Below are 15128 nucleotides of genomic sequence, written 5' to 3'. Positions count from 1 at the left end.
GGCGCCTCATGCGCCCGGCCGCCCCTGCCCCATGCGCCCGCACCCGCCCCCGCCTCATGCACCCGGCCGCGCCCGCCCCGCGCACCCCCGCCCACCGGGACTGACCTGCGGGTCCGGGGCAATGTCAGTGGTGCGGTGCACGATGGGTGACATGGCGGACGAGACGGCGGCCGGTGCGGCGGCGGATGCGGGCGGGGCACTCGCGGGGGTCTCCCCGGCGACCCGCGCCTGGTTCACGGGGGCCTTCAGCGCGCCCACGGCGGCGCAGGCGGGGGCCTGGCGCGCGATCGGCGAGGGGTCGGACGTCCTCGTGGTCGCGCCGACGGGGTCCGGCAAGACCCTCGCGGCCTTCCTCGCCTCCCTGGACCGGCTGGCGAGCAGCCCGCCGCCGGCCGAGGCCAAGAAGCGCTGCCGGGTGCTCTATGTGTCCCCGCTCAAGGCCCTCGCGGTGGACGTGGAGCGCAACCTCCGCAGCCCGCTGACCGGCATCCGGCAGGCTGCCGTCCGGCTGGGGCTGCCCGAGCCGGAGGTGCGCGTCGGGATCCGCTCCGGCGACACCCCGCCCGCCGAGCGCCGGGCGCTCGTCAACAGGCCGCCCGACATCCTCATCACCACGCCTGAATCGCTGTTCCTGATGCTGACGTCCGCCGCCAGGGACGCACTGGCGGGCGTGGAGACGGTCATCCTCGACGAGGTCCACGCCGTCGCCGGCACCAAGCGGGGCGCGCACCTCGCCCTATCCCTGGAGCGGCTCGACGCCCTGCTGCCCCGCCCCGCGCGGCGCATCGGCCTGTCCGCGACGGTCCGGCCGGTGGACGAAGTCGCCCGCTACCTCTCGCCGCAGCGCCGGGTGGAGATCGTCCAGCCGCCGTCCGGCAAGGAGTTCGATCTGTCGGTGGTCGTCCCGGTGCAGGACCTGGGCGAGCTGGGCGCGTCCCCCGTGCAGGACAGCGGGGACGGCAAGGACAAGCCGTCGATCTGGCCCCACGTCGAGGAGCGCATCGCCGACCTCGTCCAGGCCCACCGCTCCACCATCGTCTTCGCCAACTCCCGCCGCCTGGCCGAGCGGCTGTGCAACCGGCTGAACGAGATCGCCTACGAGCGCACCACCGGCGAGCCCCTCCCCGAGCACCACTCCCCCGCCCAGCTGATGGCCGAGTCCGGCGCGGCCCGGGGGGCGCCGCCGGTCCTCGCCCGCGCGCACCACGGCTCGGTCTCCAAGGAGCAGCGCGCCCTGGTCGAGGAGGACCTCAAGGCGGGCCGGCTGCCCGCCGTCGTCGCGACGTCCAGCCTGGAGCTGGGCATCGACATGGGCGCCGTGGACCTCGTCATCCAGGTCGAGTCGCCGCCGTCGGTCGCCTCCGGCCTCCAGCGCGTGGGCCGCGCGGGCCACCAGGTCGGCGCCGTGTCCACGGGCGTCGTCTTCCCCAAGTACCGGGGAGACCTGGTGCAGGCGGCCGTGGTGACCGAACGGATGCGCTCGGGGTCCATCGAGTCGCTGCGGGTGCCCGCCAATCCGCTGGACGTCCTGGCGCAGCAGATCGTCGCCATGGTCTCCGTCGACCCCTGGGACGTGGAGGAGCTCCTGGCCCTGGTGCGGCGGGCCGCCCCGTTCGCCTCGCTGCCCGAGTCGGCCTACACGGCGGTGCTCGACATGCTCGCCGGGCGGTATCCCTCCGACGCCTTCGCGGAGCTGCGGCCGCGCCTGGTGTGGGACCGCGTGGCCGGCACGGTCACGGGGCGCCCGGGCGCGCAGCGGCTGGCCGTCACTTCCGGCGGCACCATCCCCGACCGCGGCCTGTTCGGCGTCTTCCTGGCCGGAGCCGACTCCAAGGACGGCGCCAAGGGCGGCCGCCGGGTCGGCGAGCTCGACGAGGAGATGGTCTACGAGTCGCGCGTGGGCGACGTCTTCACGCTGGGCACCACCTCGTGGCGGATCGAGGACATCACGCGCGACAGGGTCCTCGTCACCCCCGCCCCGGGCGTTCCCGGGCGGCTGCCCTTCTGGAAGGGCGACCAGCTGGGGCGCCCGCTCGAACTGGGCCGGGCCCTGGGCGCGTTCCTGCGCGAGGTGGGCTCCGCCGAGCCGGACGCCGCCCGCGAGCGGCTGACGGCCGCCGGGCTCGACACCTGGGCGGCGGACAACGCCCTGGCCTACCTGAGCGAGCAGCGCGAGGCCTGCGGCCACGTCCCGGACGACCGGACCATCGTCGTGGAGCGCTTCCGCGACGAGCTGGGCGACTGGCGCGTCGTGATCCACTCGCCCTTCGGCGCACAGGTGCACGCCCCCTGGGCGCTCGCCCTGGGCGCCCGGCTCACCGAGCGGTACGGCATGGACGCCCAGGTGATGCACGCGGACGACGGCATCGTGCTGCGGCTGCCCGACGCCGACCTGATGGGCCTCGACCTCCTCGACGCCGACCCCGCCCGCCAGGGCGCGGAGTACGACGGCGAGCAGTCGCCCGTCGGCGCCGCGGACGTCGTCTTCGACAAGGGCGAAGTCGACGGGATCGTCACCGACCAGGTGGGCGGGTCCGCCCTGTTCGCCTCGCGCTTCCGCGAGTGCGCCGCCCGCGCCCTGCTGCTGCCCCGCCGCAACCCCGGCAAGCGCACCCCGCTGTGGCAGCAGCGCCAGCGCGCCGCCCAGCTGCTCCAGGTGGCGAGCGAGTTCGGATCGTTCCCGATCATCCTGGAGGCCGTCCGCGAGTGCCTCCAGGACGTCTTCGACGTCCCCGGCCTCACCGAGCTCATGGGCGACATCGAAGCCCGCCGCGTACGGCTGGTGGAGGTGACCACCCCGGAGCCGTCGCCGTTCGCCCGCTCGCTGCTCTTCGGCTACGTCGCCCAGTTCCTGTACGAGGGCGACTCGCCCCTCGCGGAGCGCCGCGCCGCCGCCCTGTCCCTGGACTCGCGGCTGCTGTCCGAGCTCCTGGGCCAGGCCGAGCTGCGCGAGCTCCTCGACGCCGAGGTCCTGGCGGACCTGGAGCGCGAGGTGCAGTGGCTCACGGACGACCGGCGGGCCAAGGACCCGGAGAGCGTCGCCGACCTGCTGCGCCTCCTCGGCCCGCTGACCGACGCCGCACTGGCCGCACGGGGCGCCGAACCGGCCTGGGTGCGGGAGCTCGCGGAGGCCCGCCGCGCCATCCCCGTACGGATCGCCGGAGAGGACCGCTGGGCCGCAGTGGAGGACGCGGGACGGCTGCGCGACGCCCTCGGCACCGCGCTCCCCGTGGGCGTCCCCGAGGCGTTCACCGAGCCCGTCAAGGACCCGCTGGGCGACCTCCTCGCCCGCTTCGCCCGCACCCACGGCCCCTTCACGTCGGCCGAGGCCGCGGCCCACTTCGGGCTGGGCACCGCCGTCACCGACGGGGCGCTCCACCGCCTCATGGCCGGCGGCCGCGTCGTCCAAGGCGAGTTCCACCCCTCCGGCATCGGCCAGGAATGGTGCGACGCGGCGGTCCTGCGCAGGCTCCGCCGCCGCTCCCTGGCCGCACTGCGGCACGAGCTCGAGCCCGTACCGCCCGCCGCGCTGGCGGCGTTCCTCCCCCAGTGGCAGCACGTCGGCACGCACAGCCTGCGCGGCATCGACGGGCTGCTGCGCGCCGTCGAGCAGCTGCAAGGAGCGCCGGTCCCGGCGTCGGCCCTGGAGAAGCTCGTGCTGCCCGGGCGCGTACGGGACTTCACCCCGGCGATGCTCGACGAGCTCACCGCGGCGGGCGAGGTCGTGTGGGCCGGCGCGGGTGCCCTCCCCGGCAAGGACGGCTGGGTGTCGCTGCTGCTCGCCGACGCCGCCCCGCTCCTGCTGCCCGCGCCCCACCCGCTGGAGCTCTCGCCGCTCCACCACGCGGTCCTCGACGCGCTCTCCGGGGGCTACGGCCTGTTCTTCCGTCAGATCGCCGAGCGGGTCCGCGCCACCGTCCCCGACGGCACGGAGCCGCAGATCGCGGAGGCCGTCTGGGACCTGGCCTGGTCCGGGCGGCTCACCAACGACACCCTCGCCCCGCTCCGCGCCCTCCTCGGCTCCGGGCGGACTGCGGGCTCGACGGCGCACCGCGCCAAGCGCGCGGTCCCGCGCGGGCGTTACGGCTCCTTCACGGCCCGCGGCGGCCTGCCCACCGCGCCGACCGCCTCACGCGGCGGGCCGCCCACGGTCGCCGGCCGCTGGTCCCTGCTGCCCGCCCACGAGCCCGACCCCACGCACCGCGCCCACGCCCTGGCCCGCACGCTCCTCGACCGGCACGGCGTGGTCACCCGGGGAGCCGTGGCGGCCGAAGGCGTCGAAGGCGGCTTCTCCGCGGCGTACCGCGTGCTGTCGGTCTTCGAGGAGAGCGGCCAGGCGCGCCGCGGCTACGTGGTGGAGGGCCTGGGCGCCGCGCAGTTCGCCATGGACGGCGCGGTCGACCGGCTGCGAGCCGCGAGCACGGCCCGCGACCGCGCGGGCGGCGGCCCGGCCGAGGTGCCCACGGCTCCCTGGGAGGCCCCGTCAGCCGCGCCCCGCCGCACCCGGGCCGTCGTCCTCGCCGCCGCCGACCCCGCCAACGCCTACGGCGCGGCCCTCCCCTGGCCCGAGCCGCCCGCCGGGGCGGCCCACAAGCCGGGGCGCAAGGCGGGCTCTCTGGTCGTCCTCCTCGACGGTGCCCTCGCGCTGTACATGGAGCGCGGCGGCAAGACCCTGCTCGCCTGGCCGCAGCAGGAGGGCGCGGAGACCGCGGACGCCGGCGACGCAGGGCTGCGCGAAGCCGCCGAGGCCCTGGCCGGGGCGGCCCGGGCGGGAGCGCTCGGCACCGTCACGGTCGAGCGCATCAACGGCGGCTCCGCCCTGTCCTCCCCCCTGGGGCCGCTGCTGGAGACGGCGGGCTTCCACGCCACGCCCAAGGGCCTGCGCCTGCGCGCACCCTGAGCCGGAAGACTCCCGGTAAGGACCGCGGCCGGACGAGGACGGAAGGAGGAGCACATGCCCGAGGGAGACACGGTCTGGCGCACCGCGCGCGAGCTCGACCGCGCCCTGACCGGCGGTCCGCTCGTCCGCTCCGACCTGCGCGTCCCCTCCCTCGCCACCGTGGACCTCACCGGCCGCCGGGTCACCGGGGTCCTCCCGCGCGGCAAGCACCTGCTCACGCGCGTGGAGGGCGGCTTCACGCTCCACTCGCACCTGCGGATGGACGGCGCATGGCGCGTCTACGCCACCGGAGAGCGCTGGCGCGGCGGCCCCGGGCACCAGATCCGCGCCGTGCTGGCCACCGCCGACCGCACGGCCGTGGGATACCGCCTCCCCGTCCTGGAGCTGCTGCGCACCGCCGACGAGCACACCGTGGTCGGCCACCTCGGCCCGGATCTCCTGGGCCCCGGCTGGGACGCGCAGGAGGCGCTGCGCCGGCTGCTCGCCGACCCCGGCCGCCCCGTCGGCGAGGCCCTGCTCGACCAGCGCAACCTCGCCGGCATCGGCAATGTCTACAAGTCGGAGCTCTGCTTCATGCTCCGTCTCTCGCCCTGGCTCCCGGTCCGCGACGTCCCGGCGCCCGAGCGGCTGCCCGCCCTCGCGAAGAAGCTCCTGGAGGCCAACAAGTCGCGCACCGCCCGCGTCACCACGGGCGACCCCCGCCACGACCACCGCGTGTGGGTGTACGGCCGCGCGGGCCGGCCCTGCCGCCGCTGCGGGACACCGCTGTGCACCGCCGGGCAGGGCGACCCGGCCCAGGAGCGCGTCACGTACTGGTGCCCGGCCTGTCAGCCCGGCCCGGTCCCTGCCGGCCGGCCAGGCCCGGTCCGTGCCGCTCCGCCCGGCCCGGGCCCCGCGGGGACTCCGCGCGGTGGGAACGATTGATCCGAACGAGTGAAGCCCGCAGCGCCCGCAGGCGTCCACCCCAGCTCTCCCCGGCCGCGCGCCGCCGCCAGGGGGCGCAGTGCACCGGCAGCAGGCTCAGCCCCCAGCCGCCCGCGAGGACGAGCCCGTCGACCGTCGCGGGCCGCCCCGGCTGGGTGAGCAGGCGCAGCGCCGCCCACCACCACATGCCGCCGGCGGCCAGCGCCGTGACCCGCCCCAGCAGGGCGTACGGCCGGCGACAGCCCCCGAGTTCACGCCGGACCATGGCTGCCTCCTTCGGCGGACGCCGGACCGGCCGACGCTAGACCGGCTTCCCCTGGGCGTGGCAGAGCGCACCGGAAGCCGGCGGCGGCGCGCTGCGGGCCCGTACGCGCCCTCCGGCGGCGTACGACCGGGCCGCAGGGAGCCGGCCTGAGGCCCTCACCGCAGCCCCACGGCCCGCGGTCAGCCGGGGTCCTCGCCTCGCAGCCGCGCCAGTTCCTGCTCCAGCTCCGTGATCCTGCGATCGCGCTGGTGCAGGTCGGCCATCAGCCGCTGCTCCCCCTCGTGGGTGCCCTCCTGGTACACCCGGCGTACGAAGGCCCCCGCCGTCGTCTGGTCGAGTTCCGTGAGCACCATCAGCTCGTTGGTGAAGCGGATCACCGGATGCTCGTCCATGCCCCCAGGAGAGCGCGGCAGGGGCGAGGCCGCCACCGGAGGGCGCGCCGCACGAAGCGGGCCGCCCCGGACATGCTCAGGCGTTCTCCGCCTGGAACATCCAGTGATGCTTCTCAAGGTCGCCGGTCAGACCGATCAGGAGGTCCTGAGTGACCGGGTCCGGTTCCTCGGTGGCGCGGATGCGCTCCCGCATCCGGGTGATCACGGCGCCGAGCGCGGCGACGAGGGTCTGCACGGCCTCGGTGTCCCTGCACCAGCCACCGCCGACCGGGTCGATGCCGCTGGTCTTCGCGACGGTCTCGGCGCGGCCGTCCGGCGCGATGCCGAGGGCGGAAGCGCGCTCGGCGACGGTGTCGGCGTGTGCGCGGGCGCTCGCCACGACCTCGTCCAGTTGGAGGTGGACAGAGCGGAAGCGCGGGCCGATGACGGTCCAGTGCACCTGCTTGGCGACCAGGGAGAGGTCCACCAGGTCGACCAGGGCACCCTGGAGGGCGTCTCCGACGGTCTTGCGGTCCTGCTCGGACAGCGAGCTCTTGACGACAGACATCCAGATTCTCCCCATCTCAACGGTTCAGACCGTTTGTTCCGTGTTGTTCGTCTTTTTATCCGCCTTCCCGCCACCCCGCCATCGCACACCCACCACAACGACCACACCGCACACCATCGCAAAACGGATGGCTTCCGGATGCACGAAATCCCGGCCGGAGACCGACCGGGATTTCGTGGATAACGCCTGTCAGGCCGCGACTACGTCCACGGCCTCGGCGGGAGCCTTGATCGTCACTCGCTCCCCCGGCACGCCCGTCACGGACGTCACGGACACCGCATTGAACATCGGCCGCATCGGCGCGGGTACCGGCTCGCTCGCCGCTGCCGACTGCGCCAGCTCGGCGAGCGACAATTCATCGCTGACCTCGCGCATGACCTCGGACATCCGTACGTCCAGAGCGTCGCAGATTGCGGAGAGAAGCTCGGAGGACGCCTCTTTCTGCCCCCGCTCGACCTCGGAGAGGTAACCGAGCGAGACCCGGGCGGATGAGGAGACCTCGCGCAGAGTGCGGCCCTGGCGCTGGCGCTGCCGACGCAGCACGTCACCCAGCAGGCGACGGAGCAGAATCATCGGTGGCTCCCTCCTTGGACCGCGAATCCGGATCCTTCACGCCCCACCGTACCGCCTCGGGCTCCGGCCGTGCGGGGAGCTATGTCGTGTTCACTCAGGGCTGCAAACATCCATTCCCCCCGTTGTGTTCCGTATCCTTTGCGCCCGCGTTTTCCGTCAGTTCGTTCAGCAGCAGTTCCAGCACCGCCCGGACGCTTTCCGACCGGATCCGGGAGCGGTCCCCGTCCAGCGACAGCTCCCGCACCCGCGTGCGGCCGCCCGGCCCCGCGGCGGCCACGAAGACCGTCCCCACGGGCTTGCCGTCCTGGGTGTCGGGACCGGCGACGCCGGTCGTCGCGAGCCCCCAGTCGGCGCCCAGCAGTTTCCGCACGCCGCGGGCCATCTGCCCGGCGACATCGCCGTCGACGGCGCCGCGCCCGCCGAGCAGCTCCTCGTCCACGCCCAGCACCGCGGCCTTGACGCCGGTGGCGTACGCGGTGACCGAACCGCGCACCGTGCGCGAGGCGCCCGGCGCCGCGGTCAGCTCGGCCGCGACCAGCCCTCCGGTGAGCGACTCGGCGGCGGCCACGGTCTCACCGCGCGCCACCAGGGCGGCCAGGACCGCCGATGCCGTCAGGGCGCACCCGCCGCTCGCCGCGCTCATCGGCCCACGGCCCCCGCGGCCCGTCCGGCCCGCCGCAGGACGACGGCCTGCCGTACGTAGTCGAGCCCGGTGGCCACCGTCAGCACCACCGCCACGGCCATCACCCAGAAGCGGGCGGTGGCCAGCAGACCGGTCAGCGCGAGGATGTACATGCCCACGGCGACCCCCTGGGCGAGGGTCTTCATCTTCCCGCCGCGGCTGGCCGGGATCACGCCGTGTCTGATCACCCAGAACCGCATCAGCGTGATGCCGATCTCGCGGAAGAGGATCACGCCGGTGACCCACCACGGCAGGTCGTCCAGCGCGGACAGGCAGATCAGCGCCGCACCCATGATCGCCTTGTCCGCGATCGGGTCGGCGATCTTGCCGAAGTCCGTGACCAGGTTGTACGTCCGGGCCAGGTGGCCGTCGAACAGGTCGGTGATCATGGCGACGGCGAAGGCTGCCCAGGCGAAGGAGCGCCAGGCCGGGTCGTAACCGCCGTTGTGGAGCATCAGCAGGACGAACCCGGGCACGAGCAGCAGCCGCACCATGGTGAGGATATTGGCGATGTTCCACAGCCCGGCCGGCCGTGCGGCTGCCGCCGGGGCATGGCCTCCGGTGGCGGAGGCCGGGACTCCGGTCATCTGCCCGCCTCCTCGGTACACCCTCCGTCGCCGAGCGGTTCGGCGATGAGGTCGACGCCCTCGCTCGCCACCACCTTGGCCGCGACCATACGGCCGGGGACGAGCTCCGGGCGGGTGCCGAGCAGGACCTGCCCGTCGGTCTCGGGCGCCTGGTGGGCGGCCCGGCCGACGACGCCGTCCTCCTCGTCCACGCGGTCGACCATCACCTCAATGGTCTCTCCGATCCGCTCCTCGGCGCGCTGCGCGGTCAGCTCCTCGGCGAGCCGGGAGATGTGCGCGAGGCGCTCGGCGACGATCTCGGGGTCCAGCTTGTCCTCGTACGTGGCCGCCTCGGTGCCGTCCTCGTCGGAGTAGCCGAAGACGCCGATGGCGTCCAGGCGGGCCCCGGTCAGGAAACGTTCCAGCTCAGCGAGGTCGTCCTCGGTCTCGCCGGGGAAGCCGACGATGAAGTTGGAGCGGGCGCCGGCCTGCGGGGCCTTGCCGCGGATCGTCTCCAGCAGCTCCAGGAAGCGGTCGGTGTCGCCGAAGCGGCGCATGGCCCGCAGCACTCCGGGGGCGGAGTGCTGGAAGGACAGGTCGAAGTAGGGCGCGACCTTCTCGGTGGAGGTCAGCACGTCGATGAGCCCCGGGCGCATCTCCGCGGGCTGCAGGTAGCTGACCCGGATGCGCTCCAGGCCGTCGACGGCCGCGAGCTCCGGCAGCAGCGTCTCCAGCAGGCGGATGTCGCCGAGGTCCTTGCCGTAGGAGGTGTTGTTCTCCGAGACCAGCATGATCTCCTTGACGCCCTGCTCCGCGAGCCAGCGCGTCTCGCCGAGCACGTCGGAGGGGCGGCGGGAGATGAAGGAGCCGCGGAAGGACGGGATGGCGCAGAAGGAGCAGCGCCGGTCGCAGCCGGAGGCGAGCTTCACGGAGGCGACGGGGCTGGTCTCCAGCCGGCGGCGCAGCGGCGCGCGCGGCCCGGAGGCCGGTGCCACGCCCTCGGGCAGGTCGGCGGGCGGGGTGTCCTGGGCGTGGCCGGGCAGGGCCACGTCGGCGGTCTGCCGCTCCGCGGGGCTGATCGGCAGCAGCTTGCGGCGGTCGCGCGGGGTGTGGGAGGCGTGGACGCCGCCGGAGAGGATGGTCTGGAGCCGGTCGGAGATGTCGGCGTAGTCGTCGAAGCCGAGCACTCCGTCGGCCTCGGGCAGCGCCTCGGCGAGCTCCTTGCCGTACCGCTCGGCCATGCAGCCGACGGCCACGACGGCCTGCGTACGGCCCTGGTCCTTGAGGTCGTTGGCCTCCAGCAGGGCGTCGACGGAGTCCTTCTTCGCGGCCTCGACGAAACCACAGGTGTTGACGACGGCCACATCGGCGTCGGAGGCGTCCTCCACGAGGTCCCAGCCATCCGCCGCCAAGCGGCCTGCCAGCTCCTCCGAGTCCACCTCGTTACGGGCGCAGCCAAGTGTGACAAGAGCGACGGTACGGCGTTCGGGCATAGGGCTCAGCCTACTTTGTCCCGGGGCCGCCTCCGCTGCCGAGTGTCACGGCGGGGCCGGGCGGGGACGAGAGAACGATCACCCGGCGCCATGCGCCCCGGCCCTGCACGAAAGGCCTCCGCCGCAGGTCAGCCCGCTACGGGGTCGCCCTTGGTGTAGCTCAGACGCTGGACCTGGCCGTTGTCGCCGACGTTCTTGACCTCCTTGCCGTTCACGAACAGCCGAACGGCGCCCGCATTGCCGAGGACAAGATCGATACGGGTGGGGTCGGTGAAGGTCTTGTCCTCGCCCTGCTTGAGGACGCCTTCCTCCAGCAGCCGGCCGTTGTGGTCCTTGGCGGACATCCAGGTCTGGCCGTTCTCGGCGGCGAGCTTGACCGTGACCTTGTTGGCCGGGACGCCGGCGATGGCCCCGCTGCCGGGCTCCCGCTTGGGGTCGGCCGGCTTGCCGGACGCCGGCTTCTTGCTCGGCGACGCGGGCGGCTTGGCGGAGGGCGACTCGGCGGCGACGGAGCCGCCTGCACTCTGGCCCCCGCCGTTGAAGAGGGTGAAGCCGACGAAGCCGACGACGGCCACGATCGCGGCGACCATCGCCGCCGTCCAGTTGGGCCGGCGGGGCTCGGGGCGGATGCGCTCGGCGTCGAAGAGGGGTGCCGCGGGGGTCGGCGCGGGGCGCCCGCCGCGCTCGGCGTCGTAGCGCGCGATCAGCTCGGCCGGGTCGAGGCCGACGGTGACCGCGAGGGTGCGGATGTGCCCACGTGCGTAGACGTCGCCGCCGCAGCGGGAGAAGTCGTCCTGCTCGATCGCGTGCAGGATCGGGATGCGGACTCGGGTGGTGGAACTGACCTCGTCGACGGTCAGTCCGGCGCTGATACGGGCCTGCTGGAGGACCCGGCCGATCGACGGCCGGTCTTCTGCTTCTGCGTCTGCGGAGGAGTTGCCGATGGACACGTGGGCGCCTTTCGAGCGTGTAGCCACCTGCTGGGAGTTCAGTCTAGGGGGGATACGAAAGCCGCGGGCAAGCGGGAAGCCGGACTTTGTACGCCATCAGATGACTCTGCGGCGCCGACGGTGGGACATCGGAGCGCCCCCCTTTCTCAACTCGACACGCCGCCGAGAGAAACGGTTGGGCAGGGATCTTCAGCGCCGTCAGGACCCGCCGTCCCCGCGGATCACCGCGAGCACCGCGTCGAGCTCATCGGGCTTGACGAGGACGTCGCGGGCCTTGGAGCCCTCGCTCGGGCCCACGACACCCCGCGACTCCATCAGGTCCATGAGTCTGCCCGCCTTCGCGAATCCCACACGCAATTTGCGCTGCAGCATCGAGGTCGACCCGAACTGGGTGGAGACGACCAGCTCCGCGGCCTGGCACAGCAGGTCCAGGTCGTCGCCGATCTCCTCGTCGATCTCCTTCTTCTTGGCGGTGCCCACGGTGACGTCGTCCCGGAAGACGGGCGCCATCTGGTCCTTGCAGTGCTGGACGACGGCCGCGACCTCGGCCTCCGTGACGAAGGCGCCCTGCATGCGGACCGGCTTGCCCGCGCCCATCGGCAGGAAGAGGCCGTCACCCTTGCCGATCAGCTTCTCGGCGCCCGGCTGGTCGAGGATGACGCGGCTGTCGGCGAGCGAGGAGGTGGCGAAGGCGAGCCGGGACGGCACGTTCGCCTTGATCAGGCCGGTGACGACATCGACGGACGGGCGCTGGGTGGCCAGCACGAGGTGGATGCCGGCGGCGCGCGCGAGCTGGGTGATGCGCACGATCGCGTCCTCGACGTCCCGCGGGGCGACCATCATCAGGTCCGCGAGCTCGTCGACGATGACCAGCAGATAGGGGTACGGGGAGAGCTCGCGTCCGCTGCCCTCCGGAGGAGTGACCTTGCCCGCCCGGACGGCCGCGTTGAAGTCGTCGATGTGCCGGAAGCCGAAGGCCGCCAGGTCGTCGTAGCGCAGGTCCATCTCGCGCACGACCCACTGCAGGGCCTCGGCCGCGCGCTTGGGGTTGGTGATGATCGGGGTGATCAGGTGCGGGATGCCCTCGTAGGCGGTCAGCTCCACGCGCTTGGGGTCGACGAGCACCATGCGGACGTCGTCGGGCGTCGCCCGCACCATCACGGACGTGATGAGGCAGTTGATGCACGAGGACTTGCCGGAGCCGGTGGCGCCCGCGACGAGGATGTGCGGCATCTTCGTCAGGTTGGCCATCACGTAGCCGCCCTCGACGTCCTTGCCGAGCGCGACGAGCATCGGGTGGTCGTCGCCCGCGGCGTCCGCCAGGCGGAGCACGTCCCCGAGGTTGACCATCTCGCGGTCGGTGTTGGGGATCTCGATGCCCACGGCGGACTTGCCGGGGATCGGGGAGATGATGCGCACGTCCGGGCTGGCGACGGCGTAGGCGATGTTCTTGGCGAGGGCCGTGATGCGCTCGACCTTGACGGCCGGGCCCAGCTCCACCTCGTAACGCGTGACCGTCGGGCCGCGGGTGAAGCCGGTGACGGCGGCGTCGACCTTGAACTCCGTGAAGACGTTGGTCAGCGCGGCCACTATGGCGTCGTTCGCGGCGCTGCGCGCCTTGCCCGGCCCGCCCCGCTCCAGCAGGTCGAGCGTGGGCAGCGCGTAGGTGATGTCGCCGGAGAGCTGGAGCTGCTCGGCGCGCGCGGGCAGGCCGGAGCCCGCCTCGGGCGCGGGCGCGGCCTTGGTGAGGTCCGGCACGCCCTTGGTGAGGTCGGGGACTCCCTGGGTGCGGTCCGCCACCGCGCCGGGCCCCTTGCGGGCCCGTGCGCCCGGCACGGCGCCCTGCTGCCCGCTCTCCTGCCCGATGCCGCTGCTGAGCCCGGCGACGAGCGGCGTGGGCGGCACGCCGTGCAGCACGGCCCCGTCGAGCGCGGCGGCGGCCGCGGCCGCCATGTCCACGGCGTCGGGCTCGCGGCCGGACGGGGGCTCCACGGGCAGGCCGGACTGCCGCCGCGGCTTGCGCCGCTTGCCGAGCTCCTCCTCCTCGGCCTGCTCCGGGCCGGGGACCTCGCCGGCCGCCCGTCGCGTCGCAGCGCGGCGGGGGCGTGCGGCAGGCTCCTCGCGCCAGTCGTCGGCGTAGTCCGCCCCGTAGCCGTCGGCGTCCTCCGCCTCGTACTCGCCGGGGAGGGGCTCGATGACCCCGAGGCGTATGCCGAGCTGCCGCAGCCGGCGCGGGATCGCGTTGACCGGGGTGGCCGTGACGACCAGCAGCCCGAAGATCGTGAGCAGCACCAGCAGCGGTACGGCGAGGACCTCACCGACCGTGTAGACCAGGGGCTTGGAGGCGGCCCAGCCGATCAGCCCGCCCGCGTCCTGCAAGGCCTGCGAGCCGTCCTCGCGGCCCGGGGAGCCGCAGGCCACGTGGACCTGCCCGAGGATGCCGACGACCAGCGCGGACAGGCCGATGACGATCCGTCCGTTGGCCTCGGGGCGCTCGGGATGGCGGAAGAGCCGGATCGCGATGATGCCCAGCAGTATCGGCACGACGAGGTCGAGCCGCCCGAACGCGCCGGTGACCAGCATGGTCACCAGATCGCCGACCGGGCCCTCCAGGCTGGACCACGTGCCCGCGGCGACGATCAGGGCGAGGCCCAGCAGGAGCAGCGCGAGGCCGTCCTTGCGGTGGGCCGGGTCGAGGCCCCGTGCGCCGCGGCCGACGCCGCGGAAGAGCGCGCCCACGCCGTGCGCCACGCCCCGCCCCACGCGGCGGACGCCGCCGGGAGGAGCGGGCGCGCGCTTGGGGGCCCGCTTGGCCGCGGCCTTCTTCACGGGCGGCTTACGGGGCGGCGCCTTCTTGGCGGGCGCCCGGCCCGCGGGCCGGGGCTGGGACTTCTTGGCCGCGCTCCCGGAGCGCCCGGCACGCTGCTTCGAGGTGCCCGCCGCGCTCTGGGAACCCTTGCCGGACGTACGTGAGGCCATGGTGCCGAGATTACCGTTGCCGGGCGCGAGGGACACCCGCGCCCCGGCGTTCACCCGTTCGTGTCGCGCCCCAGGGATCGCAAGGGTGACAGGGCGTCAAAGGACCGGCCGGAGGCCGGAAGGCGGCGACCTGAACGGGTCAGCTGGAGGCGGGCAGCGGACTGGCCCCGCTGCCGGCCCCGGGCTCCAGGGCATCCAGCGCCCGCCGCAGCCCGGTGAGTTTGCGCTCGAGGTGGGCGGCGGTGGCGACCGCCGCGGCATCGGCCGACTCGTCCAGCTGCTTGGTGAGCGCCTCGGCCTGCTCCTCGACGGCGGCCAGCCGCGCGGACAGCTCGGCGAGCAGCCCCGCGGGCTCCTGCGCGGCGGCCGCGTCCGTACGCCCCGACTGGCCGTTCTCCAGCTGGAGCCGCAACAGGGCCGCCTGCTCGCGCAGCTGGCAGTTCTTCATGTACAGCTCGACGAAGACCGAGACCTTCGCGCGCAGCACCCACGGGTCGAAGGGCTTGGAGATGTAGTCCACCGCGCCCGCCGCGTAGCCCCGGAAGGTGTGGTGCGGGCCGTGGTTGATGGCGGTCAGGAAGATGATGGGGATGTCCCGCGTGCGCTCCCGCCGCTTGATGTGCGCCGCGGTCTCGAAACCGTCCATGCCAGGCATCTGGACGTCCAGCAGGATCACCGCGAAATCGTCCGTCAGCAGCGCCTTGAGCGCTTCCTCCCCTGACGATGCCCGTACCAGTGTCTGATCGAGCGCTGAGAGGATCGCCTCCAGCGCCAGCAGATTTTCCGGCCGGTCATCGACCAGGAGGATCTTGGCCTTCTGCACCATGGCCCGTCCTCCTCGCCCCGGCAGTGCACCG

Annotated in this window: 11 protein-coding genes; 2 read left to right on the top strand and 9 right to left on the bottom strand. The window is 73.8% G+C overall.

Annotated features, from left to right (window positions below; all coding sequences use genetic code 11):
* Nucleotides 1-151: 151 nt before the first annotated feature.
* Complete coding sequence (locus PS271_RS22110; RefSeq protein WP_495656758.1) at nucleotides 152-4900, top strand: ATP-dependent helicase; 4749 nt, start codon at nucleotides 152-154, stop codon at nucleotides 4898-4900.
* Between the two features lie 54 nt (nucleotides 4901-4954).
* Nucleotides 4955-5824 carry a DNA-formamidopyrimidine glycosylase family protein gene (locus PS271_RS22105; protein WP_398383989.1) on the top strand — a complete coding sequence of 290 codons (870 nt, stop codon included), beginning with the start codon at nucleotides 4955-4957 and terminating at the stop codon, nucleotides 5822-5824.
* A gap of 444 nt (nucleotides 5825-6268) precedes the next feature.
* On the opposite strand, the gene PS271_RS22100 is transcribed toward PS271_RS22105, so the two are convergent.
* From PS271_RS22100 to PS271_RS22060, 9 genes are all read right to left on the bottom strand, one after another.
* Nucleotides 6269-6481, bottom strand: coding sequence for a hypothetical protein (locus PS271_RS22100; RefSeq protein ID WP_398383987.1), 213 nt, complete (start codon nucleotides 6479-6481; stop codon nucleotides 6269-6271).
* A 76-nt stretch (nucleotides 6482-6557) separates the two neighbouring features.
* Complete coding sequence (locus PS271_RS22095) at nucleotides 6558-7028, bottom strand: Dps family protein (RefSeq protein ID WP_398383985.1); 471 nt, start codon at nucleotides 7026-7028, stop codon at nucleotides 6558-6560.
* 189 nt (nucleotides 7029-7217) lie between these two features.
* The gene (locus PS271_RS22090) at nucleotides 7218-7601 is read right to left on the bottom strand and encodes a helix-turn-helix domain-containing protein (RefSeq protein ID WP_030368713.1); all 384 of its coding nucleotides are present in this window, start codon (nucleotides 7599-7601) and stop codon (nucleotides 7218-7220) included.
* 94 nt (nucleotides 7602-7695) lie between these two features.
* Entirely contained in the window at nucleotides 7696-8244 is a 549-nt protein-coding gene (locus tag PS271_RS22085; protein ID WP_398383984.1) for a CinA family protein, read from the bottom strand.
* Complete coding sequence (gene pgsA / locus PS271_RS22080; protein WP_356287113.1) at nucleotides 8241-8870, bottom strand: CDP-diacylglycerol--glycerol-3-phosphate 3-phosphatidyltransferase; 630 nt, start codon at nucleotides 8868-8870, stop codon at nucleotides 8241-8243. The genes PS271_RS22085 and pgsA overlap by 4 nt, the downstream gene beginning before the upstream one ends.
* Nucleotides 8867-10342, bottom strand: a complete 1476-nt coding sequence (rimO, locus tag PS271_RS22075; protein WP_398383981.1) for a 30S ribosomal protein S12 methylthiotransferase RimO — start codon at nucleotides 10340-10342, stop codon at nucleotides 8867-8869. The genes pgsA and rimO overlap by 4 nt, the downstream gene beginning before the upstream one ends.
* Nucleotides 10343-10470: 128 nt before the next feature.
* The gene (locus PS271_RS22070; RefSeq protein ID WP_398383979.1) at nucleotides 10471-11292 is read right to left on the bottom strand and encodes a helix-turn-helix domain-containing protein; all 822 of its coding nucleotides are present in this window, start codon (nucleotides 11290-11292) and stop codon (nucleotides 10471-10473) included.
* A gap of 198 nt (nucleotides 11293-11490) precedes the next feature.
* Entirely contained in the window at nucleotides 11491-14271 is a 2781-nt protein-coding gene (locus tag PS271_RS22065; protein WP_398383977.1) for a DNA translocase FtsK, read from the bottom strand.
* Between the two features lie 139 nt (nucleotides 14272-14410).
* The gene (locus PS271_RS22060; protein WP_398383975.1) at nucleotides 14411-15097 is read right to left on the bottom strand and encodes a response regulator; all 687 of its coding nucleotides are present in this window, start codon (nucleotides 15095-15097) and stop codon (nucleotides 14411-14413) included.
* Nucleotides 15098-15128: the final 31 nt, after the last annotated feature.

This window comes from Streptomyces sp. SCA2-17 (assembly GCF_044336695.1).
Note: the sequence above shows the minus strand (reverse complement) of the source record. Positions and strands in the feature narration are given on the sequence as shown.